Origin of the sequence: Paraburkholderia sp. Ac-20340, from assembly GCF_017104965.1 — a bacterium.
In the GTDB taxonomy this organism is placed as follows: domain Bacteria; phylum Pseudomonadota; class Gammaproteobacteria; order Burkholderiales; family Burkholderiaceae; genus Paraburkholderia.
Window position 1 is genome coordinate 164,857 of record NZ_JAAGPR010000013.1, and the last position, 23,478, is coordinate 188,334.

Genomic DNA, 23,478 nt, shown 5'->3' on the forward strand with positions numbered 1-23,478 from the left:
CATGGGCGAGGTCGTGTCTCAGGAAGCCGCGCTGCCGGGCGACACCGCGCTCGGTCAGCATGGTCTGCGCAGCCGCGACAAGCTTGCGCGCATTCCGGTCAAGATCGTGCCGGCATCGGCGGGCGAGACGCTGCCCAAGCCGTCCTGGCTGCGGGCTCGGCCGCTCATGAGCACGACCGTCGCGGCGGTGGCCGCCGTGCTGCGCGAGCATCGGCTGCATTCGGTCTGCGAAGAGGCGATGTGCCCGAACATCGGCGAATGTTTTGCGCAGCGCACGGCCACGTTCATGATCATGGGCGGGCTGTGCACGCGGCGCTGTCCGTTCTGCGACGTCGCGCACGGGCGGCCCGCGCCGCTCGATGCCGATGAACCCGCGCATCTGGCGTCGGCGGTGGCGGCGCTGGGTTTGCGCCATGTCGTGATTACGTCGGTGGATCGCGACAATCTGCGCGACGGCGGCGCGGGGCATTTCGCGCAGTGCGTCGCACAGGTGCGGGCACGCGTGCCGGGGATCGGCGTGGAGATTTTGACGCCGGATTTTCGCGGGCGTATCGATCGCGCGCTGGATGCGCTGTCCGTGGCCTGGCCCGATGTGTTCAACCACAACGTCGAGACCGTGCCGTCGCTGTATCGCGCGGCGCGGCCGGGCGCGGATTATCTTGGCTCGCTGGCCTTGCTTGCGCGTGCGAAGGCGGCCAATGCGGCGCTCGTGACGAAATCCGGGCTGATGGTCGGGCTGGGCGAAACCGACGCGCAATTATTGGCGACGATGCGTGATTTACGCGCGCACGACGTCGAGGTGCTGACGATCGGGCAGTATCTCGCGCCGTCGCGGTTTCACTTGCCGGTGCGGCGTTATCTGCCTCCGGGCGAGTTCGCGGCGCTGCGCGAGGCGGGATTGCAAATGGGATTTCGCGAAGTGGTGGCCGGGCCGCTCGTGCGCTCTTCGTATCATGCGGCGCAGACGGTGGAGGCGGCGCGCAACGCTGGCTAGTCGATATCGCAACTAACAGCCAAGCCAGCATGAATCGATGACACCGAAGGCGCGCTCACCGCGCGCCTTCGGCTTCAAACGTCAAACCTCGGCCCGCAGATAGCGCGTACTCACGCGCGACAGATACACCACCAGACCCGCACCCGCGATCACCAGACTCGCCGCATTGGCGATCCAGAAACCGCGCGCACCGGTTGCCCAGGCGGGCAGGGTGCCGAACACATCGAAACCGAGCGCATAGCCGCCGCCCAGGCCCACGCCCCAGAGCGCAATCGCGTAGATGACCGTCGGCACCACGGCGACCTTGTAGGCGCGCAGTGCGAAGGCCGTCGTGATCTGCAGCGCGTCGAACACGTGATAGACCGTGACGATCGCCACGAGCGGCATCGCCGCCACGGCGACCGCCGGATCGGGCGTATAGCCGCCGATAATCAGCGGGCGCAGCACGTACACGATCGCGCCATAGCAGCACGCGATCGCCACCGCCGTCATCACGCCATGCCGCGCGAGCGTGCGCGCCTCGGCGTGACGTCCGCCGCCGAGCGCCTGCGCCACCAGCGTCGACGTCGCCACGCCGATCGAAAGCGGCGTCATATACAGCACCGCGCCCATATTCCCGGCGATCTGATGCCCGGCGAGCGTCGTCGTGCCCAGGCGCGCGATGAAGATCGCCATGAAGGTGTACGACGTCACCTCGATCAGATACGACAGCCCCATCGGAATGCCGAGCTTGAGCAACTCCGCCTGGCGCTTCCAGACCGGCCAGCAGAAGTGTTTGAAAATCTCGAACGGCGCGAACACGTCGATGCGCGTGAACGCAACCGCCGCGCACAGCGCCAGCGCCCAGTTGATCGACGTACTCGCCAGCGCGCAGCCAGGTCCGCCGAGCGCGGGCACGCCCAGACCGCCGAAAATCAGCCACGTATTGAGCGGTATCTTGAGCGCGAGCGCGCCCACCTGCAGAAACATCACCAGACGCGGACGGCCCACCGCATTGGTCAGCGAGCTATAGATGCGGAACGCCAGACTCGCGGGCAGCCCGAAAGAAAGCAGCCGCAGATAGCCGATGGTGCGATCGCGCAGCGCGTCTGGCGCGCGGGCGAGGTCGAGCAGCGGGCCGGGGAAATAGAGAATCGTGAAGCCGATCACCATCAGCACAAGCGCGAGCCAGAAGGCCTGACGCACTTCCTCGCCGATCTCGGTGTCCTTGCGCGCGCCGTAGAGCTGCGCGGCGACCGGCTGCAGCGCCGAGAGTATCCCGGTGAGGCCGATATAGACCGAAACGTAAATCGACGAACCCAGCCCCAGCGCGGCGAGGTCGAGCGCCGAATAGCGGCCCACCATCGCCGTATCGATCACGCCGAACGCGATGATCGCGAGCTGGCCGACCAGCACCGGCCAGGCGAGGCCGGCGATGCGCCGGACGTCGCCGATGAAAGTCGTGGTCACCGCGGTCTCAATCGGGGCGCTTGCGCCAGACGTGCTTCTTCAGCGGCGGTTGCGGGCGGTCGATGCGCACGTAGAGACGGAAGCGTTCGTCGCGGTCGGCGGCACGGCGGCCTTCCCAGACCAGCTTCCAGACGAAGTTCGACATCGAACTCGGCTCGCCGTAATCCTGGGTGTCCTGGCGCAGGATCACGTCGCAATCTTCGTCGAACGAGAAATGCATCTTGCCAAAGTAGGCGAAGGTGGCGATCTGCGCGTCGCCCAGACGCACGGGCGAAATGCACTGATAGTCGGCGGGCAGATGCGCAGAGATCTGCTGGGCCACGTCCTTATAGGTCCGGCTGTAGTTGACGACGGGCAGCCAGAGCGTCATCAGCAGCACCCACATCAGCGTGGTGCCGCCGCTCGACAGCACGACGCTGCGCCACAGCACCTTCGGGTGACGCGCCACGCGCCACTGCACCAGCGCCATCCAGCAGAGCGTCACGCCCACGGCGCAGACGAAGGAGAGAATCTTGAACTGCGGGGCGAAACCCGGCACGAGGCGCGCGAGGTTGCGCGCGAGCGGCGCCGGAAAGCCCGTCATGCCCGCCAGCCAGACCAGCCACACGAAGGTGCCGAGGATCGTGAAGCTCAGCACCGCGAACCAGTCGATCGCGTTGATCGCGCCGCGCTTGAGCGTGGGCAGCGCGAAGGTTGCGAGTACCGACAGCGCCGGCAGCACCAGCATGAAGAGACGATTGGTTTCGTGGCTCTGCACGATCACGAGGATCAGCAGCGGCACGATCACCGAAAGCGGAATCGCGATGTGCGGCGCGCGGCGCAGGCCGGCCCAACTCACCCAGGCCCAGATCGCGAGCGGCCAGGCCGGCCAGGTGAACAGCGGCAGGTTCTTGGCGGCGTAGCGCATGACCGATCCCGGCGGGCCCGCGAACGCGTTGACGTTGGTGCGCGCCCACTGGTTGATGAACCAGACGGCATCGTCGGGGTAGGCGTGCAGGGCCAGCAGCGGCCACGAGAAGCCGACCACGATCGCCACCGGCAGACCGGCCACCAGCAGCCAGCGCGAGCGCGTCTCGGGCGCGATCGTCAGCATCGCCAGCGTGCCGACCAGCAGCGCGCCCACCAGCACCGGGCCGCTCGAGAGCATCACGACGCCCAGCGCCGCGCCCCACCAGACAGCGCCTTGAATCGGCTTGTCGATGGCGCGCACGAGGCCGTAGACCAGCATGGCGATGCCGAGGAACTGCATCAGTTGCGGCGTGGTTTCGTGGCCGCGTTCGGCCAGACCGAAGCAGGCCAGCAGAATCAGCAGGGCGCCATCGGCCAGCGTGCGGCCGTAGTCGCGCGGCTCGGGCTCGCCGCCAAAGGCATATTTGAACGGTTGCACTTCCGCGCGGCGGCCCAGCAGATAGGCGCTGTACCAGACGAACGCGCAGGCGAAGCAGAACAGCAGGCCGGTGGCGACCCGCGAGGCATTGCTCGCATCGACCCACGGCGCGAACAGGCGGATGCACAGCGCGCCGAGCCAGTAGCCCAGCGGGCCGTTCTCGGTCACATACTTGCCGACCAGATTGGGCAGCAGCCAGTCGTGCGAGGTGCCGCCGGCCATCGTCCACATCACGCCGAAGCCCGCTGCGTCCTCGTTTTTCCACGGATCGCGGCCGAACAGGCCGAACGAGGCGAAGACGATGGTGATGGTCAGCAGCAGCCAGCGCGGCAAGGCGCTGGTGGCGGAGGCGGTCAGGCGAATGGCAGGCTTCATGCAGTGCGGAGAAATTCGGGTAAGCGGACCGGGTGGGGCGTCGTCGTGGCAGAGCATCGTTGCGAATGGCAAACAATCCGCCATCCATCCGCCAGTGACTCGCAGCGGCGTGCCGCGATTGACGTGCCTGCGCCCGGTCGGGAGCATCCGGCATTCTAGCCGGGCGCGCCTGTATGCGTCACTGCGCAGGTACGACCGAGTCTTACCGCACCTCGATGCGGGTGCAATGAAACGCGGTGCTGAGGCAAAGACACGGATAACGGCGCAGGCAATAAAAAAGGGCAGCGTAGGCTGCCCTTTTTTGCGGGGACCGGCGCGAAGCCGGTGCGACGAAGATTTACTTCGTTGCCTTGCCCGTGGCGCGTGCGCCGAACTTCTTGTTGAACTTCTCGACACGGCCGGCCGTGTCCATGATCTTCTGCGTGCCCGTGTAGAACGGGTGCGATTCCGACGAGACTTCGATCTTGGCGAGCGGGTAGGTCTTGCCGTTGAATTCTGCGGTTTCGCGCGTCTGGATCGTCGAACGGGTCACGAAACGGAAATCGTTCGAAACGTCGATGAACAGAACTTCGCGGTAATCCGGGTGAATGCCTTCTTTCATGATTATTCCTTAAAACTGGCGGTAGCCAACCCGCGAGCCCGGCTGCCCTATGCAGTACCGGTACTCTTGCCTGCTGCATTTTCCTTGCGGAAATGAGGCGCGAGTCACTTGCCCAAGGGCGAAAAACGGCGATTATGCCAGAAAATCAGCCGCTTGGCGAACTTTCAGGCGTGGCCCTCAGACAGCGGAAACCCCGCCCGCAGGCGCCAGCGCGCCGACCCGGGCCGGGTCCTGGCGGTAATAGCGCGCGAGCAGCCGGTAAAGCTCCGGATATTCGGCCTCGAAGGCCTGCGGCTTGACGAACAGCGCCTCGCTGCACACCGCGAAGAACTCGGACGGATGATCGGCGGCATAGGGATCGATCAGCGAATCGCGTTCGAAACGCGACCAGCGCCGCTCCGGCACGGCGTCCACTTTCGCGCAGAACTGGTCGTAGGCGTGGTCGAACACATCGGCCCATGCCTGGGCATCGAGTGGCGCATGCCATCGGCGAAAAAGGGGCGGATGACCGTCCGCCTCGCCGTTGAGCATATCGATCTTGTGGGCGAATTCGTGGATCACGACGTTGTAGGCATCGCTGCCGTCGGTCATCTGCGCGTCTTCCCACGAAAGCAGCACCGGGCCGCCTTCCCATGCTTCGCCGCTGGCATCGTGCTCGACTTCGTGGACCACGCCGTCTTCGTCCTCGACCGTCTTGCGGATGATGAATTCGCCCGGATAGACCGTCACGCCCACCCAACCCTTGTAGAGATCGAGCGAGAGATTGAGCACCGGCAAGGAAGCCTGAACGGCAATCGCCACGGCGATCTGGTCGGTCAGTTCCAGCTCGTGCGCCGTCGTGAACTCCTTGTGCGCGAGAAAAAGGCTCGTGAGGTCGCGCAGGCGCGCGAGATCGGCGGCATCGAGGTAGGCGAGAAAGGGCAGCCCGGCGAGCGTCGATTGCCAGAGCGTGTCGTCGATTGCATACGTGCGCAGCGCTTTTTCGCGGCGGCGCGCGCCGAACCACTGGGTCAGTTTCGAAAGCATCTATCTGTGCAATATCGCGTAGGTCGTCGGGCGAGTCAGTCGATCTGCTTCTGGCACGCAGCGTAGATTCCGCCCACAACGGCCACGCCAATCAGGAAATAAAACCCGTCCAGCGAACTCAGGAAACTGGCCTGCTGCGTCACCATGCGGCTGACCTGCGCAATGGCGAGTCCTTGTGCCTCGCCCGGCGCGCGGCCAAGCGCTTCGAAGGCATGCGTGAGCGTCGCGAACGTGTTCTGGAAGACCGGATTGAGCGGATTCACGAATTCCGCGAGCCGGGTCTGGTGCAGCGCCATGCGGTGCTGCTCGATGATGATAACCGTGGCGGTGGCGAACGACATCGTCAATTGACGCACGACATTTTTCAGGCGGTAACCGTGCGTGAATTCTTCGATCGCGAAGATGCGGAACGTCAGATTCGCCACGGGCAGCACGATGAAAAGCAGCAGCAGGCCGCGCAGCAGCAGCGGAAAGAGGAGCCAGTTTTCGCTGGTGTCGGGCGTGAGGCGCGTCATCCAGAACGAGATGAACGCGGCCAGCACGAAGCCCGGCACGATGATCCATTTTTTGTGCGTGACGAACTTCGCATAGCGGAAATAAAGAAAGAGCGCGCTGGCCGAAATCAGCGAGGTGATGCCGGTCAGGCGTCCGGCATTCTCGACCGGATAATTCAACCCGCCTTCGAGAAAGCGCGAGACCAGATAGCTGAGCGCCGTGGTCAGGTAGTAATACAGCATGTAGAGCAGCAGCCCGACGCGAAACGGTCTTTCGCGCAGCGCATGCAGGCGCATCAGCGGTTTCGGGTGATGCCATTGATGCCAGACGAACCACGCGAGCGCGGCCATGCCCGCGAGTGTCAGCAGGATGATGCCAGGCGAGGTGCTGAAGAGTTCGAAGCGCACCTGCTGCATGGCGATCTGCAGCGCGGCCTGCGCGAACGCGAAGATGATGTAGGGCCAGAAATGCGTGCCGCCGCGCGCTTCGGGTAGCACGTGGCCGGTATCGGGCAGCGCGAGCAGGGCGAGCACGGCGTAGATCACGCCCGCAGGCGCGGAAAATGCAAACAGCGCGCGCCAGTCGATATGCGAAACCAGCAGCCCGCCCGCGAGCGGCGCAAGCGCGCTCGACAGGACGATCAGGATCAGGAACGCGCGGGTCGCCACGGGACGCTGCTGCGGCGTGAAGGAAATCTGGATGAGGATGCGGCAGGTGCCCATCATCGGGCCGATGCAGTAGCCCTGGAAGCCGCGCGCGAAAGCCAGTTCGATCGACGATTCGCACAGTGCGGCGGCAATCGCGCCCGCCGAATACAACAGCAGACTGCCAGCCACATAGCGCCGGTAACCGATGCGCTCGACCCACCATTGCTGTTGCAGGATGCCGAGCACCGCGCCCACGGCGTAGGCGCTGGAGGACCAGACGAGTTCATCGGGCGAAGCGTTGATGCCGCCTGCGATATAGCTCGTGAAAAAGGAAAAGATCGCGTTGTCGTAATAGTCGAGGCCGGTCGCAAGCGCGAGCACCCAGGGGAAGAAGTCTCCGCGCAGGCGGGCGGCGCTGAAGAACGGCTCGCGGATGGGGGCGGTGCTCATGCGGCGTCGCCTCCGTCGTCACCGTCCGCGCTTTTGCGCGCCTTGCGCGGCGCGCCGGTTTTACTGCGCGCGTGATTGCCGCTGCGGGCGTTGGTGGTGGCGGTGCGGCTGTCGTTCGCGTGGGCGAGGGCGTCGTGCGCCTGCGCGGCTTCCTTGCGCCGACGTGTCAAGGCGAGGCGTTCGTCGATCAGCGTTTCCGACGGCTCGCCCGCCAGGCGACGCTTCACATAATCGAGATCGTTGGCCAGTTCGGCGCGCACGGTCTGCGCTTCCTTCAGTTCGCGGCGCACATCCGTAATGCGTGCGTCGAGCGTGCCGATCTGCTGTTCGAGCGCATCGGCAATCTGTTGCAGCGATTCCAGCGAATAACGCCGTCGTCCATCGCCTACGGTTTCGAGCGGCCGCTTGAGCATTTCGGTGATGCCGTGCAGCGAAAAACCCAGCGCACGTAGCCGCAGAATGCGGCCGAATTGTTCGAGGTCCTGTTCGTCGTAAAGACGGTAACGACCCTCGCTGCGCGCGGGCGTAACGAGGCCGCGTTCCTCGTAATACTTGAGCGTGCGCGGCGTGACGCCGAGCCGTTCGGCGGCGTCGCGCACGGTCAGCAGCGCGGTGGAATCCCTGGACATCGACGGATGACCGCTTCAAGCGGCGCAAAAAAGAACCGTCCGATTATAGTGCAACGTGAACGTTCACGTTCAGGTTGGGGCGCGCGGTCTTGTCATGGAACAAGGTGGCAACGCAGGGCGGAAAAACAAAACGCCCGCTTGGAGCGGGCGTTTGCGAACCATCGATGCAGCAAGCGGAGCTTAGCCGCCGCGACGCATCATGTCGAAGAACTCGGAGTTGTTCTTCGTCTGGCGAATCTTGTCGAGCAGGAATTCCATGGCTTCGACTTCGTCCATGTCGTGGATGAACTTGCGCAGCACCCAGATCTTCTGGAGGATGTCCGGCTTGATCAGCAGTTCTTCGCGACGCGTACCCGACTTGTTCAGGTTGATCGACGGATAGACGCGCTTTTCCGCGAGACGGCGCTCGAGGTGCACTTCCATATTGCCGGTGCCCTTGAACTCTTCGTAGATCACGTCGTCCATGCGGCTGCCGGTTTCGATCAGCGCCGTACCGATGATGGTGAGCGAGCCACCTTCTTCGATGTTACGTGCCGCACCGAAGAAGCGCTTCGGACGTTGCAGCGCGTTGGCGTCCACACCGCCGGTCAGCACCTTGCCCGAAGCCGGCACGACCGTGTTGTAGGCGCGCGCGAGACGCGTGATCGAGTCGAGCAGAATCACGACGTCGTGCTTCATTTCGACCAGACGCTTGGCCTTTTCGATCACCATTTCGGCGACCTGAACGTGACGCGCAGCCGGTTCGTCGAACGTGGAGGCGATCACTTCGCCCGCCACCGAACGCTGCATTTCGGTCACTTCTTCAGGACGCTCGTCGATCAGCAGCACGAACAGGACCACGTCGGGGTGGTTCTGCTTGATGGCGTGCGCGATGTGCTGAAGCATCACCGTCTTGCCGGACTTGGGCGATGCGACCAGCAGGCCGCGCTGACCCTTGCCGATAGGCGCGATCATGTCGATGATGCGGCCCGTGACGTTTTCTTCGCCGCGCATCTCACGCTCGAGCAGCAGCACCTTGTTCGGGTGCAGCGGCGTGAGATTCTCGAACATGATCTTGTGCTTCGAGGCCTCGGGCGGCTGGCCGTTGACCTTGTCCACCTTGACGAGCGCGAAATAGCGTTCGCCGTCCTTCGGCGTGCGCACTTCACCTTCGATCGTGTCGCCGGTGTGCAGATTGAACCGGCGGATCTGCGACGGGCTGATATAGATATCGTCCGTGCTGGCGAGATACGAGGTTTCCGGCGAGCGCAGGAAGCCGAAGCCGTCCGGGAGCACTTCGAGCGTGCCGTCACCGAAGATCGTTTCGCCCGTCTTGGCGCGCTTTTTGAGAATCGCGAACATGAGTTCCTGCTTGCGCAGGCGGTTCGCATTTTCGATCTCGAGGCCATTGGCCATCTCGATCAATTCGGACACGTGCAGAGACTTGAGCTCGGAAAGATGCATACGGAGAACCCGTCGGGAAGGGAGCGACGAAAAGAAGTCAGGGGGAAAAGAAGCGAGCGGAACCGCTCAAGGACTTATATAAGGGCGCCGGGTAGACGCTTTATGAATTCTAGCATAGCACACGCCAGAAACCGCCAGTGGCGCGTAACCGCATGTTTCAGCATGTTTTACGGGCGCGTGTTGTCGGTGGACAACATGCACGCCCGTTATAAAGCCCTTTGATTGCAGCGTGTGTGCCGCGCTTGCGCGCATCCTGTATTCGTTATTTGAATCGGATGCAGCCGGGGACATCGTCGCCCGGCCGGGCACGGTGCACGCGCAGGGCGCGCCTTTTTACAGGTGGCTGTCCAGGAACGCGGTCAGCTGCGACTTCGAGAGTGCGCCAACCTTTTGCGCCGCGACGGCGCCGTTCTTGAAGAGAATCAGCGTCGGGATGCCGCGCACGCCAAACTTGACGGGCGTCGACTGATGCTCGTCAACGTTGATCTTTGCGACTTGCAGGCGATCGCCGTAGTCCTTCGCGACTTCGTCGAGAATCGGCGCGATCATCTTGCAGGGGCCGCACCATTCGGCCCAGAAGTCCAGCAGCACGGGCTTATCGGATTTAACGACGTCCTGTTCGAACGATGCGTCGCTGATGTGCTTGATTTGTTCGCTCATTGTCTAAATACCTCTTTCGGATCGAGGCTGATTGAATTGCTCGCCACGATACACCAAAACTCAAAATAGTTCCGGGGATGCCCAGACAAAGCCGGGCGGGACCGGACCCACTCGCCAGGACTCTCCTGACTGCGGTCGCCGCCAGTTTAGCCTAAATCCCTATGCGTTGCCGACGGTGATAGTACGCATGCCGGGAGCAGGGTTACCCGCTAATTCACGCGGAATTCGTGCGCGCCGACTTTGCCATCGTGTTGCGAATGCCTTGCCGATCGCGCGCGAATTTCGTGCCTTGCTTGCGCTTCACATGCGCGACTCCATGTGTCCGCATGCATTTTCTGATGTCGATATGGAGGCCGGGCGCGCGTTTGCAAGGGGCGTCCAGCCGCGGCCCGACGAGGCAATTCCACGCAAATTCGAAGAGTTTTGCAGTGCGGCATTCTCAAGAGGGGGCATCCAGTGTTAGAATGCGACGTGACGGGCCTCCTCGCATGGTGGGGCGGTCAACCTGGTCAGGTCGGGAACGAAGCAGCCACAGCCGTTTTCCGCCAGTGCCGAGGGTCGGGCTCGTCACCTTCAACTTTCTTCCGCTTTACGCTTGTTGTTCTTCGCTGGTGTTCTCCAGCAACATCCCAAAGTGAATTGCCGTGTTGGCGCCGTAAATTTGCGCGCGACTTTCACGCGTCAGGCCGGTGCGTATGCGCGGTTTTTCCGTTGCGCCTTCACGCTGGATTCGCGTTGTCGCGCGGCGCCTGCCGTGTGCCGCGTCGTCCGCCCCGTATGCCTGAGCGCACGGCGCTTGCCGCTCGTCGATTCATCGGAGCGCGCGGGTGTTGCTGATACAATTTCCAGATGACCTATCAAGTTCTCGCACGCAAGTGGCGACCGAAGGATTTCGCTTCGCTCGTCGGACAGGAGCACGTGGTGCGCGCGCTCACGCACGCGCTCGACGGCGGCCGTCTCCATCACGCGTATCTCTTCACGGGCACGCGCGGCGTGGGCAAGACGACGCTCTCGCGCATCTTCGCCAAGGCGCTCAACTGCGAGACCGGCGTGACCTCCCAGCCGTGCGGCGTGTGCCGCGCGTGCCGGGAAATCGACGAAGGCCGTTTTGTCGATTACGTCGAAATGGACGCGGCGAGTAATCGCGGCGTGGACGAAATGGCCGCGCTGCTCGAGCGCGCCGTCTACGCGCCGGTGGATGCGCGCTTCAAGGTCTATATGATCGACGAAGTGCACATGCTCACGAACCACGCCTTCAACGCGATGCTGAAGACGCTGGAAGAACCGCCGCCGCACGTCAAATTCATTCTCGCGACCACCGATCCGCAGAAGATTCCGGTCACGGTGCTGTCGCGCTGCCTGCAGTTCAATCTGAAGCAGATGCCGGCCGGCAATATCGTCGAGCATCTGACGCATATTCTGGGCGAAGAAAAGGTCGAGTTCGAATCGCAGGCGCTGCGCCTGCTCGCGCGCGCCGCTGACGGCTCGATGCGCGACGCGCTCTCGCTGACCGACCAGGCCATCGCGTATTCCGCGAATCAGGTGACGGAAGAGGCCGTGCGCGGCATGCTCGGCGCGCTGGACCAGAGCTATCTGATTCGCCTGATCGACGCGCTGGTCGCAGGCGACGGTGCGCAGGTGCTGGCCATCGCCGATGAAATGGCGCTGCGCAGTCTGTCGTTCTCGACCGCGCTGCAGGATCTCGCGAGCCTGTTCCATCGCATCGCGTGGGCGCAGTTCGCGCCGGCGTCGGTGCTGGACGAATGGCCGGAAGCCGACGATCTGCGCCGTTTCGCCGATGTATTGAGCCCGGAACAGGTCCAGCTTTTCTATCAGATCGCTACGCTTGGTCGCAGCGAACTGGGTCTCGCGCCCGACGAATACGCGGGCTTCACGATGACGCTGCTGCGCATGCTGGCGTTCGAGCCGTCCGTTAGCGCCGGTGGTGCGGGTAGTGCGCCTGCGTCGAAGCCGGCTGCGGTCGGTGGCGCGCGTGCGGCTGCGGCAGCGTCGGCGGTCAGTGCGGCTCCGGTCGAGCGCGCGATGCCGCCGAAGGCGGTTGCGCCGGTGGCGGCTCCCCGCGTTGAAGCGCCGCAGGCACAGGCGGTCGAAGTCGAAGTGGCTCCGGCGCCCGCAGTGGTTGCGGAGAAACCGGCAGCGCCGCAAGCCGTTGCGGCGCCCGCGTCGGCGGCGGCTCGTATCGTCCCGCCTTGGGAAGATGACACCGCTGCGCCTGCCGCGAGCGAAGCGAAGATCGAAGCAAACATCGAAGCAGCGGCTCCCGCGCCGGTGGTGGCTGCACCGGTTGCGGCACCGGCCGCTCCGGTCGCGCAAGCCGAACCTGAAATACCCGCGGAACCCGCTTTCGAAGCCGCCGCGCCGGCGGGCCGCGCGGGTGGCGGTGCGAGTGCGGCGCTCGACGTTCTGCGCAACAAGGGCATGCGCGTTTCGCCGGAGCGCGGCGCACGCGGTACAGCCGCTGCGCCTGCCGCGACGGCCACGCCGAAGCCCGCCGCGCCGCGTATGGAAGTGAAAGTGCCGACGCCCGATCCCGCGCGCCGCGCCGCTGCCGCGCAGGAAGCGCAGGCGCGCCAGCCCGCGCGTCAGGCGAGCGCTTCGCAGGACGCATCGGGCGCGCCGCCGTGGGATGACATCCCGCCGGACGACTACGTGCCGCTCGGCGCCGACGACGCTTATTTCTCGGCGCCCGACGACGGTTTCGCGCCGTCCTACGGCAACGCACCGCGCGCGGCAGCGCCCGCTGCATCGTCCGCGAACGTGGTCGATGTGAGCAAGCTGCCGCCGGGCATCCCGCTCGACGCGATCGGCTTCACGGGCGACTGGCCCGCGCTCGCCGCAACGCTGCCGCTCACGGGCATTGCGTACCAACTCGCTTTCAACAGCGAACTGACCGCGCTCGATAGCGGCGTGCTCAAGCTGAGCGTGCCGGTGCCGCAGTACGCCGAAGCCTCGCAGGTCGCGAAGCTCAAGGCGGCGCTCGCCGAAAGTCTCGGCAAGACCGTCGAACTCGACGTGACGGTTGGTCCGGCGCGCCGCACGGCCGCTGCGCTCGACGCCGCGATGCGTGCCGAGCGCCAGCGCGACGCCGAACGCGACATCGGCACCGATCCGTTCGTGCAGCAACTGATTCGCGACTTCGGCGCGAGCATCGTCCCCGGTTCGATCCGGCCGATCGCGTCCGAAGCCGCGCAGGGCGGCAGTCAGGCCGCCCATTGAATTGCGCCGCGCGGCGCTCCGGTGCCGTGCGCGCGAGTGACACACCTGAATCACCATGATCCAGAAGGAGCGATGAAATGTTGAAAGGTCAACTCGCCGGGCTGATGAAGCAAGCCCAGCAGATGCAGGAAAACATGAAGAAGGCGCAGGAGCAGCTCGCGCAGATCGAAGTCGAAGGTCAGGCTGGCGCCGGCCTCGTCAAGGTCACGATGACCTGCCGTAACGACGTGCGCCGCGTGTCGATCGATCCGAGCCTGCTCGCCGACGACAAGGACATGCTCGAAGACCTCGTCGCCGCTGCGTTCAACGACGCGGTGCGCAAGGCCGAAGCTACGTCGCAGGAAAAGATGAGCGGCATGACCGCCGGCCTGCCGATCCCGCCGGGCTTCAAGATGCCGTTCTAAGGCACGCGCGCCGCACGGCCCGAAGGCTGAGCGGCGTCTTGCGCGCGGCGGTCCGCGAGATCGCCGCGCGCAGGGTCTTTGCCTGCCCGCTGTGCCCGCATTTCCGTTTCACCAGGCTGAATCCGCATGAAACAACCTTCCGCCCTGGCGGCGCTCGTCGAGGCGCTGCGCGTACTGCCCGGCGTCGGGCCGAAGTCGGCGCAGCGCATGGCTTATCACCTGATGCAGCACGACCGCGACGGTGCCGAAAAACTCGGCAAGGCGCTGCTGTTCGCCACCGACCACCTGAAGCATTGCGAGAAGTGCAACACCTTCACCGAAGCTCAGGTCTGCGAAACATGTCTCGATGAAGAGCGCGATCCCACGCTGCTCTGCGTGGTCGAGACGCCCGCCGACCAGATCATGCTCGAACAGACCATGACATGGCGCGGCCTGTATTTCGTGCTGATGGGGCACCTGAGTCCGCTCGACGGTATCGGCCCCAAAGAAATTCATTTCGATCGCCTCGTCAAGCGCGCCTCGGACGGCGTCGTCAAGGAAGTTGTGCTCGCAACCAACTTTACGAATGAAGGCGAAGCCACGGCGCACTATCTTGGTCAGGCGCTCAAGGCGCGCGGCCTCGCGGTGACGCGTCTCGCGCGCGGCGTGCCGGTGGGCGGCGAACTCGAATATGTCGATGCGGGCACCATCGCGCGCGCGATGCTCGACCGGCGTTCGATGTAGTGCGCATGTAGCGCGCACGACGAACAAGACACAAAGAACACGACAGGAGACCCATGAGCGCAGATCCTTCCCAGCCATCCGCCGCGAGCGGCGCGCAAGCCGCCGGCGCGGGTCCGCTTGCGGGCGTGAAGGTGCTCGAACTCGGCACGCTGATCGCGGGGCCGTTCGCGGCGCGCTTTCTCGGCGAGTTTGGCGCCGAAGTCATCAAGATCGAAGATCCGCGGGGCGGCGATCCGCTGCGCAAATGGCGCAAGCTCTGGCCCGAGGCGGGCGGCACGTCGCTGTGGTGGGCCGTGCAGGCGCGCAATAAAAAATCGGTGACGGTGAATCTCAAGGCCGAAGAGGGCAAGGAGATCGTGCGGCGTCTGGCGAAGGAAGCCGATATCGTCATCGAAAACTTCCGGCCCGGTCTGCTCGAAAAACTCGGGCTCGGGTATGACGTGCTTTCGAAGGACAACCCCGGCCTCGTGATGGTGCGCCTGTCGGGATATGGGCAGAGCGGGCCGTATCGCGACCGTCCGGGTTTCGGCGCGATTGCCGAGTCGATGGGCGGCCTGCGCCATATCACCGGCTATCCCGAACTGCCGCCGCCGCGCATCGGCATTTCGATCGGCGATTCGATCGCGGCGCTCCATGGCGTGATCGGCGCGATGATGGCGCTGCATCATCGGAACATGAACGGCGGCAGCGGCCAGATTGTCGATGTCGCGCTCTATGAAGCCGTGTTCAACATGATGGAGAGCGTGGTGCCGGAGTACGGCGTGTACGGCATGGTGCGCGAGCGCACCGGCGCGTCGCTGCCGGGCATCGTGCCGTCGAATACGTATCCGTGCCGCGACGGCAGCATCGTGATCGGCGGCAATAGCGATCCTATTTTCAAGCGCCTGATGACGGCCATCGATCGCGCCGATCTGGCGAACGATCCGGCGCTCGCGCACAACGACGGCCGCGTGTCGCGTACCGCGGAAATCGATGGCGCGATTGCCGCGTGGCTCTCCACGCGCACGATCGACGAAGCGCTCGAGGTGCTCAACGCGGCCGATGTGCCCGCCGGGCGCATCTATAGCGTCGCCGATATGTTCACCGATCCGCAATTTGCCGCGCGTCAGATGATCCAGCAGTTTCGCTGGCAGAAGCCGGGCGAATCGGGTGAGTCGGGCGAGCAGGGTATCGATATCGCGCTGCCCGGCGTCACGCCCAAGCTTTCGGCAACGCCTGGCGATACGCGCTGGCTCGGCCCGGAGCTGGGCGAACATACCGACGAAGTCCTGCAATCGCTGGGCTATGACGCCGATCGCATCGCACAGTTGCGCGCGCAACAGATCGTCTAGGCGATCGTTTGGCGGCACGCGCTGCAAACAAGGCAAAAAGGCTCGCACGGAAAACCCTGCGAGCCTTTTTCGTTGCGCTTGGCCATCTCGCGCCGCGTCGTTCAGGGCTCGATGATGATCTTGCCCGTCACCTTGCGCGAGGCCATATCCTTGAGCGCCTGCGCCGATTCGGCGAGTGTGTAGCGCTTCGAGACATACGGCTTGAGCTTGCCTTCGCCGATCCAGCCCACCATCTGCGCGAACGCCGCCGCATTGTTCTGCGGTTCGCGGCGCGCGTAATCGCCCCAGAACACGCCGACGAGACTCGCGCCCTTGAGCAGCGCGAGATTGAGCGGCAGTTTCGGAATCTCGCCATTGGCGAAGCCGACCACGAGATAACGGCCGCGCCAGCCGATGCTGCGAAACGCCGGTTCCGCATAGATGCCGCCGACCGGATCGTAGATCACATCGGGGCCCTTGCCGTCGGTGAGCGCCTTGATGCTTTCGCGCAGGTCTTCGGTGCTGTAGTTGATGGTGGCGTCCGCGCCGAAGCGGCGGCACACGTCGAGCTTTTCTTCGCTCGACGCGGCGGCGATCACGCGCGCGCCCAGCACCTTGCCGATTTCCACCGCCGCGAGGCCTACGCCACCCGCCGCGCCGAGCACGAGCATGGTTTCGCCGGCCTTGAGTTGCGCACGATCCACCACGGCGTGATGCGAGGTGCCGTAGGCGAGCGTGAAGGCGGCGGCCGTTGCGAAATCGGCGGAATCGGGCAGCGGCACGCACGCCGCCGCATCCGCAATCGCCTGTTCGGCATAGCCGCCGTTGCCCACATAAGCCACGACGCGCGTGCCCGGCGCGAACTTCACGCCTTCGCCCACGGCGCGCACGATGCCCGCGACTTCGGCGCCCGGCGTGAAGGGCAACTGCGGCTTCATCTGATACTTGTTCTCGATGATGAGGACGTCCGGGAAATTCACGGCGGCCGCCTTCACGTCGATCACTACCTGGCCGGGGCCGGGCACGAGGTCGGGCAGATCTTCGAGCGTGAGCGTGTCGGGCGGCCCGAACTGGTTGCAGCGAATTGCGCGCATCGTGTCTCCTGTCGTTTTACGTCGGTCGTGGATTCGGCTTGAACGGCACAGTGTACGGCAATCTGCCGTTATGCGAACGATCGTGCGTTTATTTTCATCGGCGCGCTGTCTTTATGCGTGTAGGAACAAGCCGCTTGCGCTGTCGTAAAATGCGCCGCCAGCACTAGTGCAGAGGCGCTCTCCCTGTCGTTCGTCTGCCTTCTTTCCTCGGTTACAATCGGCTGATGCGAATACTACTCAGCAACGACGACGGCTATCTCGCGCCCGGCATTGCGGCGCTTTACGAAGCGCTCAAGCCGCTTGGCGAGATCACGGTCATGGCGCCCGAGCAGAACTGCAGCGCCGCTTCGAACTCGCTCACGCTCTCGCGGCCGCTGTCGGTGCTGCGCTCGACGAGCACCGGCTTCTACTACGTCAACGGCACGCCCACGGACTCGGTGCATATCGCGCTCACGGGCATGCTCGACCATCGGCCCGATCTGGTCGTGTCCGGCATCAACAACGGCCAGAACATGGGCGAGGACACGCTGTATTCGGGTACGGTCGCGGCTGCGACTGAAGGCATCATGTTCGGCGTGCCGGCTATCGCGTTTTCGCTGGTCGACAAGGACTGGGTGCACCTCGATTCGGCCGCGCGCGTCGCCGCCGATATCGTCGCGCATTACCTCGCCAATCCGCTGCCGGGCAACCCGCTGCTGAACGTCAATATTCCGAACCTGCCTTACGACGAGATGGGCGAGTGGCGCGTCACGCGCCTGGGCAAGCGCCATCCTTCGCAGCCGGTGATCCGCCAGACCAATCCGCGCGGCGAACCGATTTACTGGATCGGCCCCTCGGGCAGCGCGCGCGACGCGAGCGAGGGCACGGACTTCCATGCGGTGTCGAACGGCCAGGTGTCGATCACGCCGCTGCAACTCGACCTCACGCATACGCAGATGTTGCCGGCGACGCACGAATGGGTGCGTCAAGGCGGCGGCGATTCATGACGGGCGAGCGCACCAGGCGTTTTCCACTCGGCCTCGCGGACCTCGTGCGCGAGCCGCGTCGTCGCGACGATGTGCGTCCCGGCGAGCCGCGCGGGACGCCCTCGGGCAAGCCGGTAGTCAAGCCAGCTGCGAAGCCGATAGCAAAACCGGCCTTGAAGACCGCGCTGAAGGGCACGGCAAATGCTCAGTCGCCTGGCGCGCGTTCGTCCGTTGCGGGTGTGCCGGGCACGGCCGGCGTCGTCAAGGCTGCGAAGGCGCCTGGCATGCCGCATACCGCGGCGTCGCCTGCGCGCAAGTCCGCAGCACCGCGCGCCGATCTTTCCGGCCGCGCCGCCCAAACGTTTTCGCCTGCCGCATCGATCAATCCGGTGAGCAACCGGAACGCGCAAACGCGCGCAGCCGCCGCGCCGCGCGCGGGCGCGCCGGGCGTGGCGCTCAATGGTGCGCTGGCGCTGACTTCGGAACGGGTTCGCGAACGTATGGTCGAACGCCTGCGTGCGAACGGCGTGACCGATCCGCGCGTGCTGCAGGCGCTGGCGAACGTGCCGCGCCACATGTTCGTCGACCCCGGCCTCGCGGCCCAGGCCTACGAAGATGCGGCGTTGCCCATCGGCCACCACCAGACGATTTCAAAGCCTTCGGTGGTCGCCCGCATGCTGGAACTCGCGGGCGCGGGCCGCGAACTGGAACGCGTGCTCGAGATCGGCACGGGCTGCGGCTATCAGGCCGCGGTGCTGAGCCAGATTGCACGCGATGTGTATTCGATTGAACGCATCAAGCCGTTATACGAGCGCGCAAAGACGAACCTGCGGCCGCTGCGCATCCCGAACATCCGCTTGCATTACGGCGACGGACGGCTCGGTATGCCGTCGGCGGCGCCGTTCGACGCAATCGTGATTGCTGCTGCCGGCTTCGAAGTGCCGCAGGCGCTGCTTGAGCAACTCGCCATCGGCGGGCGGCTCGTGGCGCCGGTCGCGGAGCAGGACGAAGCGACCCAGGTGCTCACGCTCGTCGAGCGTACGGGCCCTGCGCAGTGGCGGGAGTCGCGGCTTGATCGCGTTTTCTTTGTCCCCTTAAAATCCGGAGTGATCTGAAACCGATGAGTATGTTGCGCGCGATGCAAAGAAAACGCCTGAATATCGACCTGACCACAGCCCAACGTAGTGCTTCGGTTATCGCGCTCTGTCTGCTGACGGCCTGCGCGACGCGTCTGGATAACGCGCCCGTGGTGGACCGCACCTCGGCGCTCGGCACGGCCGGCGGACAGCCGCCGGTGCCGCTCGGCCCGCCGCCTCCGGGATATTACCGGGTGAAGCCGGGCGATACTCTCTATAGGATTGCGCTCGAAAACGGTCAGAACTATCGCGATATTGCGACGTGGAACAACCTCGCCAATCCGAACCAGATCGAAGTGGATCAGCTGCTGCGCGTCGTGCCGCCGGGCGCGAGCAACGCCGCTGCCTACACGCCGGGCGTCGTCACCGCGCCGGTGCCGGGCATGGCGTCGTCGGGCGCGCAGCCTGGCGCGGCCATGCCGCCGATGATCGGTTCGGGTGTGAACGCGGGTTCCATGCCGCAGGCCGCCGTGCCGCCGCAAGCCAGCGGCAGCGACATGAACGCTGCGCCCGCCGGCAGCATCGCGCTGGCGTGGCCGGTACGCGGTCCGATGCTCAATGGCTTCGACGACACGAAGAACAAGGGCGTCAATATCGGCGGTGCGCCGGGCGAGGCCGTGAAGGCCGCCGGCGACGGCCGTGTGGTTTATGCCGGAAATGGGCTGCGCGGTTACGGCAATCTCATTATCATCAAGCATGACGCGACGTTTTTGACCGCGTACGCACATAACCGTGCTTTGATGGTAAAAGAGGGAGATGCGGTCACCAAGGGCCAGAAAATCGCCGAAATGGGCAATACTGACTCGGACCGCGTGATGCTGCATTTCGAAGTACGCCGTCAGGGCAAGCCCGTCGACCCACTGAAGTACTTGCCGCCGCAATAAAGCGAGCCGACCATGCCGAAATCGAAGCGCCGCCTGCAGCAATCCGAGTCTGACAGTCAAGCCGCCCAGGTTTCGGTGGAGGACGGCGCTGCGCCCGTCGAGGAGGAAGAGCTCGACGGCGCGCGCGATCAGGACGACCGCGAGGACCGCGACGGCGGATCGGAAGAGGGTGGCGAGCGCGAAGGCGAAGCCGCTGCCGAAGCGCCGTCCGACGCGGACGACTTCCGCGCCATCCTGCAGGCCGAACTCACGGCCGACACCATCCAGCATTATCTGAACCGGATCAGCGTCAAGCCGCTGCTCACCGTCGAGGAAGAGCAGCGCTATTCGCGTCTGGCCAAAGCCGGCGAGTTCGAGGCGCGTCAGGTCATGATCGAGCGCAATTTGCGTCTCGTCGTGTCGATCGCCAAGGGTTATCTGAATCGCGGCGTGCCGCTGCTCGATCTGATCGAGGAAGGCAATCTCGGCCTGATGCACGCGATCGAGAAGTTCGATCCTACGCGCGGCTTCCGTTTTTCGACTTACGCGACCTGGTGGATACGTCAGAGTATCGAACGCGCGATCATGAACCAGGCGCGCACGGTGCGCCTGCCGGTGCACGTGATCCGCGAACTCAACCAGGTGCTGCGCGCCAAACGCCATCTGGAAAAGAATTCGCTGAACGCCAACGCGGCTTCCGAGCGCCGCGACGCGAGCATCGACGATATCGCCTATCTCACGGGCAAGACCACCGAGGAAGTCACCGACATCCTCGCGCTCAACGAGCACACGGCCTCGCTCGACGCGCCGCTCGATCTCGACCCGGCGAGCAGCCTGCTCGACCTGCTGTCGGACGATCAAAGCCAGTCGCCGGACGCCGAGGTGCAGCATCGCGAGCTGGAAACGCTCACGCGCGCGTGGCTCGGGCGTCTGTCGGACAAGCATCGTCATGTCATCGAACGGCGCTTTGGGCTGAACCATATCGAACCGGCCACGCTCGAAGAACTGGCCGACGAAATGGGCCTTACCCGCGAGCGCGTGCGGCAGATCCAGCAGGAAGCGCTGGTGCGCCTCAAGCGCTTTTTCGCCTCGAACGGCGTGCGCAAGGACGCCGTTCTCTAATCCATACGCCGGTGACGCCGGCGTTTATCTGAATGACCGTACCTGTACTCGTATTCGACATCGAGACCATTCCCGATGTCGACGGCATTCGCCGTCTCGAAGATCTGCCCGCCACGCTGAGCGACGCCGAAGTGGCCGAACACGCATTCGCCGCGCGCCGCGAGAAAACCGGCAGCGATTTCCTGCCGCATCATCTGCAACGCGTCGCCGCGATTTCCTGCGTGTTTCGCGACGGGCAGGGCTTTCGCGTGCGCTCGCTCGGCACGCCCGAGGACGGCGAGGCGAAGCTGATCGACTCGTTCTATCGCACCATCGAAAAGTACACGCCGCAGCTCGTGTCGTGGAACGGCGGCGGTTTCGATCTGCCGGTGCTGCACTATCGCGCGCTCGTGCACGGCATCCGCGCGGTGCGTTACTGGGATCTGGGCGAGGAAGACCGCGAGTTCAAGTGGAATAACTACATCAGCCGCTATCACTCGCGTCACACCGATCTGATGGACCTGCTGGCGATGTACCAGCCGCGCGCGAGCGCGCCGCTCGACGCGCTCGCGAAGCTGTGCGGTTTTCCGGGCAAGCTCGGCATGGACGGCGGCCAGGTGTGGTCGCAGTTCCAGCAGGGCCAGATCGAGGAAATCCGCAACTACTGCGAAACCGATGTGGTCAACACGTATCTGCTCTATTGCCGCTTCCAGAAGATGCGCGGCGGTTTCACCGAGCGCGAATATGACGACGAGATCACCTTCGTGAAGCAGACGCTCGCGGGCGAATCGGCGCCGCACTGGGCCGAATATCTGAAGGCGTTCGCCGACGCGGAATAAGCGCGTTTTCGGGTTGTGTCTGCGTGTGGCGGTTAGCCGAGTTCGAGCACGATCGGCTGATGATCCGAAACCTGCGTCATGACGTCGATTTCGCAGCGCGCGAGCCGGCCGCGCAGGTCTTCGGTGACGAACACAAAGTCGCAGCTTAGCGGCCCGTCAGACCATTGGAGCGTGTCGTAGATGCCCGCCGTGGGTGGCGGCGTCGCGCCGGGATGGAGCGTCGTCCAGGCGTCGATAAAGGCCGGGCTGCCCGCGAGCGGATCGAGCATGCGCGCATAGGCGGCGCTGCCCCAGGCGCTGTTGAAATCCCCGCAGACAATCGCACTGACCGGCCGCGCGGTGCGCGCGAAGGGACCCTCATGATTTTCGGCGGGCGCGGGTTGCGCTGCGTGAGCGGCGGCTTCCTGCTGGAGACGCCGCAGTTCGTCCACCTGCGCGAGCCGCTGGCGCTCCGAATAAAACTCCAGATGCGTGACGAGTACGCGCAGTGCGCCGCCCGGCACATCGAGCACCGCTTCGAGCGCGACGCGCTGCATCGACGGAGCAGACGGATCGGCCGGCCAGGGCAGCAGATGACGGAACACTTGCGCGACCGGCAGGCGCGTGGCGAGCGCATTGCCGAACTGGCGGCGCGCGGTGCGCTTTCCACCGTTTGCGGCCGGCAAATCTGCGCCGATTGCTTCGATGACCGTGAAACCCGGCAGCAGGGCGGACAGTTCGGCAAACTGGTCGTCACCCGGGCCGCCCGGCAGCGAATGAAAGCCGCGCGTGATTTCCTGCAGGCACAGCACGTCGAAATCGGCGAGACGCTGCGCTTCGCGCACGGTGCGCGCGAGATCCACGATGCCGTTCGCATCGCGGCCCCACTGAACATTCCAGCTAACGAGTTTCATGGCGGTCCGTCGCAAACAGGTAGTGCGCGGCGGACGGGCGGAAGGTGGGATCGGCTTATCGGCGCGTCGTCGCGTAGTCCGATGCACTATAGGTTATGCCGCGGCTGTCGGAGCCGCGCGTGATTTCGAGATTGCAGGTGCCACGTTCGGCGGCGGCGACGGCCTGATTGCGGAAGTAGACCGCGAAAAGCACATCGCCGTATTTGCCGAGCGCATATTGGTAGCACTCGTTGCCATTGGCGCCACGCACGCGGTCCGGCGGCCCGATGCGGGCGATGACGTCGTTCTGCGCCATGCCGCGCGTCACGCGGGCCATGGAGACTTCGGGCGCCGGCGTGGGCGAAGACATACAGGCGCTCAGGCCCAGGGCCGCCGACAGGAGCGCGGCGCTAACGACTTTGTTCATGCTGTTTCCCGGATTCGTGATAAAGGGCTTACCTGTACGCGAGCGGCTGGACGATGCCAATCGGACGGTTCCCAAAACCACTACCAGGGATTCCGAAACGTTAAAGCGTCGTAAATCAAGCGCGGGATGTGCGGTTGGGTTCAGTCGAACACCAGCCGTACAACGAGGTAAAGAAGTCCGATCATCAATATCGGGCTGCCGATCAGTGCGGCAGCGACGATATACGACTGGCGCCGGGCGGCGCGGTCGCGCGGTAGCGCTTCGAGAAGCGGCGCAAGAAAGACCACGGCGACGCACAGCGCGCCGAGGGCGATCACAAAGCCGGTAGTGGAAAAAAGCGTGTCCATGATG

Annotated in this window: 22 protein-coding genes and 1 other RNA gene; 11 read left to right on the forward strand and 12 right to left on the reverse strand. The window is 64.6% G+C overall.

What is annotated here, in order from left to right; translation table 11 throughout:
• Position 1 precedes the first annotated feature (1 nt).
• The gene (gene lipA / locus G3N59_RS17890; RefSeq protein WP_205983966.1) at positions 2-994 is read left to right on the forward strand and encodes a lipoyl synthase; all 993 of its coding nucleotides are present in this window, start codon (positions 2-4) and stop codon (positions 992-994) included.
• Between the two features lie 81 nt (positions 995-1,075).
• On the opposite strand, the gene G3N59_RS17895 is transcribed toward lipA, so the two are convergent.
• The 8 genes from G3N59_RS17895 to trxA all read right to left on the reverse strand — a co-directional run bounded on the left by G3N59_RS17895 (position 1,076) and on the right by trxA (position 10,156).
• Entirely contained in the window at positions 1,076-2,443 is a 1,368-nt protein-coding gene (locus G3N59_RS17895) for an MATE family efflux transporter (RefSeq protein ID WP_321815835.1), read from the reverse strand.
• A 7-nt stretch (positions 2,444-2,450) separates the two neighbouring features.
• Complete coding sequence (locus tag G3N59_RS17900) at positions 2,451-4,205, reverse strand: glycosyltransferase family 39 protein (protein ID WP_205983967.1); 1,755 nt, start codon at positions 4,203-4,205, stop codon at positions 2,451-2,453.
• Between the two features lie 337 nt (positions 4,206-4,542).
• Entirely contained in the window at positions 4,543-4,806 is a 264-nt protein-coding gene (locus tag G3N59_RS17905; RefSeq protein WP_028224764.1) for a type B 50S ribosomal protein L31, read from the reverse strand.
• Between the two features lie 177 nt (positions 4,807-4,983).
• Positions 4,984-5,832: a M90 family metallopeptidase gene (locus tag G3N59_RS17910; RefSeq protein WP_205983968.1), complete on the reverse strand. Its 849-nt coding sequence runs from the start codon at positions 5,830-5,832 to the stop codon at positions 4,984-4,986.
• 35 nt (positions 5,833-5,867) lie between these two features.
• Positions 5,868-7,424, reverse strand: coding sequence for an MFS transporter (locus G3N59_RS17915; protein WP_205983970.1), 1,557 nt, complete (start codon positions 7,422-7,424; stop codon positions 5,868-5,870).
• Positions 7,421-8,053, reverse strand: coding sequence for a MerR family transcriptional regulator (locus G3N59_RS17920; RefSeq protein ID WP_205983972.1), 633 nt, complete (start codon positions 8,051-8,053; stop codon positions 7,421-7,423). The genes G3N59_RS17915 and G3N59_RS17920 overlap by 4 nt, the downstream gene beginning before the upstream one ends.
• Positions 8,054-8,233: 180 nt before the next feature.
• Complete coding sequence (gene rho, locus G3N59_RS17925; RefSeq protein ID WP_027818379.1) at positions 8,234-9,496, reverse strand: transcription termination factor Rho; 1,263 nt, start codon at positions 9,494-9,496, stop codon at positions 8,234-8,236.
• A gap of 333 nt (positions 9,497-9,829) precedes the next feature.
• Positions 9,830-10,156: a thioredoxin TrxA gene (gene trxA / locus G3N59_RS17930; RefSeq protein ID WP_027818380.1), complete on the reverse strand. Its 327-nt coding sequence runs from the start codon at positions 10,154-10,156 to the stop codon at positions 9,830-9,832.
• A 473-nt stretch (positions 10,157-10,629) separates the two neighbouring features.
• Between trxA and ffs the strand changes: the two genes are divergently transcribed.
• The 5 genes from ffs to G3N59_RS17955 all read left to right on the forward strand — a co-directional run bounded on the left by ffs (position 10,630) and on the right by G3N59_RS17955 (position 15,851).
• Positions 10,630-10,728, forward strand: an RNA gene (ffs, locus tag G3N59_RS17935) — signal recognition particle sRNA small type.
• Positions 10,729-11,005: 277 nt separating this feature from the next.
• Positions 11,006-13,393 carry a DNA polymerase III subunit gamma/tau gene (locus tag G3N59_RS17940; RefSeq protein WP_205983974.1) on the forward strand — a complete coding sequence of 796 codons (2,388 nt, stop codon included), beginning with the start codon at positions 11,006-11,008 and terminating at the stop codon, positions 13,391-13,393.
• Between the two features lie 77 nt (positions 13,394-13,470).
• Entirely contained in the window at positions 13,471-13,797 is a 327-nt protein-coding gene (locus tag G3N59_RS17945) for a YbaB/EbfC family nucleoid-associated protein (protein ID WP_027818382.1), read from the forward strand.
• A 126-nt stretch (positions 13,798-13,923) separates the two neighbouring features.
• Positions 13,924-14,520, forward strand: coding sequence for a recombination mediator RecR (gene recR / locus G3N59_RS17950; RefSeq protein WP_205983975.1), 597 nt, complete (start codon positions 13,924-13,926; stop codon positions 14,518-14,520).
• Positions 14,521-14,573: 53 nt separating this feature from the next.
• On the forward strand, positions 14,574-15,851 hold the full coding sequence (locus G3N59_RS17955; RefSeq protein WP_205983976.1) for a CaiB/BaiF CoA-transferase family protein: 1,278 nt from the start codon (positions 14,574-14,576) through the stop codon (positions 15,849-15,851).
• A 101-nt stretch (positions 15,852-15,952) separates the two neighbouring features.
• Here G3N59_RS17955 and G3N59_RS17960 read toward each other — a convergent pair whose 3' ends face one another.
• Positions 15,953-16,924 carry an NADPH:quinone oxidoreductase family protein gene (locus G3N59_RS17960; protein ID WP_205983978.1) on the reverse strand — a complete coding sequence of 324 codons (972 nt, stop codon included), beginning with the start codon at positions 16,922-16,924 and terminating at the stop codon, positions 15,953-15,955.
• A gap of 224 nt (positions 16,925-17,148) precedes the next feature.
• On the opposite strand from G3N59_RS17960, the gene surE reads away from it, so the two are divergent.
• Genes surE through G3N59_RS17985 form a run of 5 tightly spaced genes read left to right on the forward strand, consistent with a single transcriptional unit; the run spans position 17,149 to position 21,828 of the window.
• A complete protein-coding gene (surE, locus tag G3N59_RS17965) occupies positions 17,149-17,910 on the forward strand; it encodes a 5'/3'-nucleotidase SurE (protein ID WP_205983979.1) in 762 nt (253 codons plus the stop codon).
• Positions 17,880-19,004, forward strand: coding sequence for a protein-L-isoaspartate(D-aspartate) O-methyltransferase (locus tag G3N59_RS17970; protein ID WP_205983980.1), 1,125 nt, complete (start codon positions 17,880-17,882; stop codon positions 19,002-19,004). Before surE ends, G3N59_RS17970 begins: the two co-directional genes overlap by 31 nt.
• A gap of 5 nt (positions 19,005-19,009) precedes the next feature.
• On the forward strand, positions 19,010-19,909 hold the full coding sequence (locus tag G3N59_RS17975; RefSeq protein ID WP_205983982.1) for a peptidoglycan DD-metalloendopeptidase family protein: 900 nt from the start codon (positions 19,010-19,012) through the stop codon (positions 19,907-19,909).
• 12 nt (positions 19,910-19,921) lie between these two features.
• The gene (rpoS, locus tag G3N59_RS17980; protein ID WP_205983984.1) at positions 19,922-21,010 is read left to right on the forward strand and encodes an RNA polymerase sigma factor RpoS; all 1,089 of its coding nucleotides are present in this window, start codon (positions 19,922-19,924) and stop codon (positions 21,008-21,010) included.
• A 32-nt stretch (positions 21,011-21,042) separates the two neighbouring features.
• On the forward strand, positions 21,043-21,828 hold the full coding sequence (locus G3N59_RS17985) for a 3'-5' exonuclease (RefSeq protein ID WP_205983985.1): 786 nt from the start codon (positions 21,043-21,045) through the stop codon (positions 21,826-21,828).
• A gap of 32 nt (positions 21,829-21,860) precedes the next feature.
• Here G3N59_RS17985 and G3N59_RS17990 read toward each other — a convergent pair whose 3' ends face one another.
• The 3 genes from G3N59_RS17990 to G3N59_RS18000 form a co-directional block, all read right to left on the reverse strand.
• Positions 21,861-22,721: an endonuclease/exonuclease/phosphatase family protein gene (locus G3N59_RS17990; protein WP_205983986.1), complete on the reverse strand. Its 861-nt coding sequence runs from the start codon at positions 22,719-22,721 to the stop codon at positions 21,861-21,863.
• 55 nt (positions 22,722-22,776) lie between these two features.
• Positions 22,777-23,127: a hypothetical protein gene (locus G3N59_RS17995; protein WP_205983987.1), complete on the reverse strand. Its 351-nt coding sequence runs from the start codon at positions 23,125-23,127 to the stop codon at positions 22,777-22,779.
• Between the two features lie 140 nt (positions 23,128-23,267).
• A complete protein-coding gene (locus G3N59_RS18000; protein WP_205983988.1) occupies positions 23,268-23,474 on the reverse strand; it encodes a hypothetical protein in 207 nt (68 codons plus the stop codon).
• Positions 23,475-23,478: the final 4 nt, after the last annotated feature.

Excerpts from the sequence above, each read along its gene's own strand:
- recR (WP_205983975.1), top strand. The coding sequence starts at position 13,924 with ATGAAACAACCTTCCGCCCTGGCGGCGCTCGTCGAGGCGCTGCGCGTA.
- trxA (WP_027818380.1), bottom strand. The coding sequence starts at position 10,156 with ATGAGCGAACAAATCAAGCACATCAGCGACGCATCGTTCGAACAGGAC.
- rpoS (WP_205983984.1), top strand. The coding sequence starts at position 19,922 with ATGCCGAAATCGAAGCGCCGCCTGCAGCAATCCGAGTCTGACAGTCAA.
- G3N59_RS17960 (WP_205983978.1), bottom strand. The coding sequence starts at position 16,924 with ATGCGCGCAATTCGCTGCAACCAGTTCGGGCCGCCCGACACGCTCACG.
- G3N59_RS17900 (WP_205983967.1), bottom strand. The coding sequence starts at position 4,205 with ATGAAGCCTGCCATTCGCCTGACCGCCTCCGCCACCAGCGCCTTGCCG.
- G3N59_RS18000 (WP_205983988.1), bottom strand. The coding sequence starts at position 23,474 with ATGGACACGCTTTTTTCCACTACCGGCTTTGTGATCGCCCTCGGCGCG.
- G3N59_RS17910 (WP_205983968.1), bottom strand. The coding sequence starts at position 5,832 with ATGCTTTCGAAACTGACCCAGTGGTTCGGCGCGCGCCGCCGCGAAAAA.
- G3N59_RS17945 (WP_027818382.1), top strand. The coding sequence starts at position 13,471 with ATGTTGAAAGGTCAACTCGCCGGGCTGATGAAGCAAGCCCAGCAGATG.
- G3N59_RS17920 (WP_205983972.1), bottom strand. The coding sequence starts at position 8,053 with ATGTCCAGGGATTCCACCGCGCTGCTGACCGTGCGCGACGCCGCCGAA.
- G3N59_RS17955 (WP_205983976.1), top strand. The coding sequence starts at position 14,574 with ATGAGCGCAGATCCTTCCCAGCCATCCGCCGCGAGCGGCGCGCAAGCC.
- G3N59_RS17995 (WP_205983987.1), bottom strand. The coding sequence starts at position 23,127 with ATGAACAAAGTCGTTAGCGCCGCGCTCCTGTCGGCGGCCCTGGGCCTG.
- G3N59_RS17975 (WP_205983982.1), top strand. The coding sequence starts at position 19,010 with ATGAGTATGTTGCGCGCGATGCAAAGAAAACGCCTGAATATCGACCTG.
- G3N59_RS17905 (WP_028224764.1), bottom strand. The coding sequence starts at position 4,806 with ATGAAAGAAGGCATTCACCCGGATTACCGCGAAGTTCTGTTCATCGAC.
- G3N59_RS17985 (WP_205983985.1), top strand. The coding sequence starts at position 21,043 with ATGACCGTACCTGTACTCGTATTCGACATCGAGACCATTCCCGATGTC.
- surE (WP_205983979.1), top strand. The coding sequence starts at position 17,149 with ATGCGAATACTACTCAGCAACGACGACGGCTATCTCGCGCCCGGCATT.
- G3N59_RS17990 (WP_205983986.1), bottom strand. The coding sequence starts at position 22,721 with ATGAAACTCGTTAGCTGGAATGTTCAGTGGGGCCGCGATGCGAACGGC.
- G3N59_RS17970 (WP_205983980.1), top strand. The coding sequence starts at position 17,880 with ATGGGTGCGTCAAGGCGGCGGCGATTCATGACGGGCGAGCGCACCAGG.
- G3N59_RS17940 (WP_205983974.1), top strand. The coding sequence starts at position 11,006 with ATGACCTATCAAGTTCTCGCACGCAAGTGGCGACCGAAGGATTTCGCT.
- lipA (WP_205983966.1), top strand. The coding sequence starts at position 2 with ATGGGCGAGGTCGTGTCTCAGGAAGCCGCGCTGCCGGGCGACACCGCG.
- rho (WP_027818379.1), bottom strand. The coding sequence starts at position 9,496 with ATGCATCTTTCCGAGCTCAAGTCTCTGCACGTGTCCGAATTGATCGAG.
- G3N59_RS17915 (WP_205983970.1), bottom strand. The coding sequence starts at position 7,424 with ATGAGCACCGCCCCCATCCGCGAGCCGTTCTTCAGCGCCGCCCGCCTG.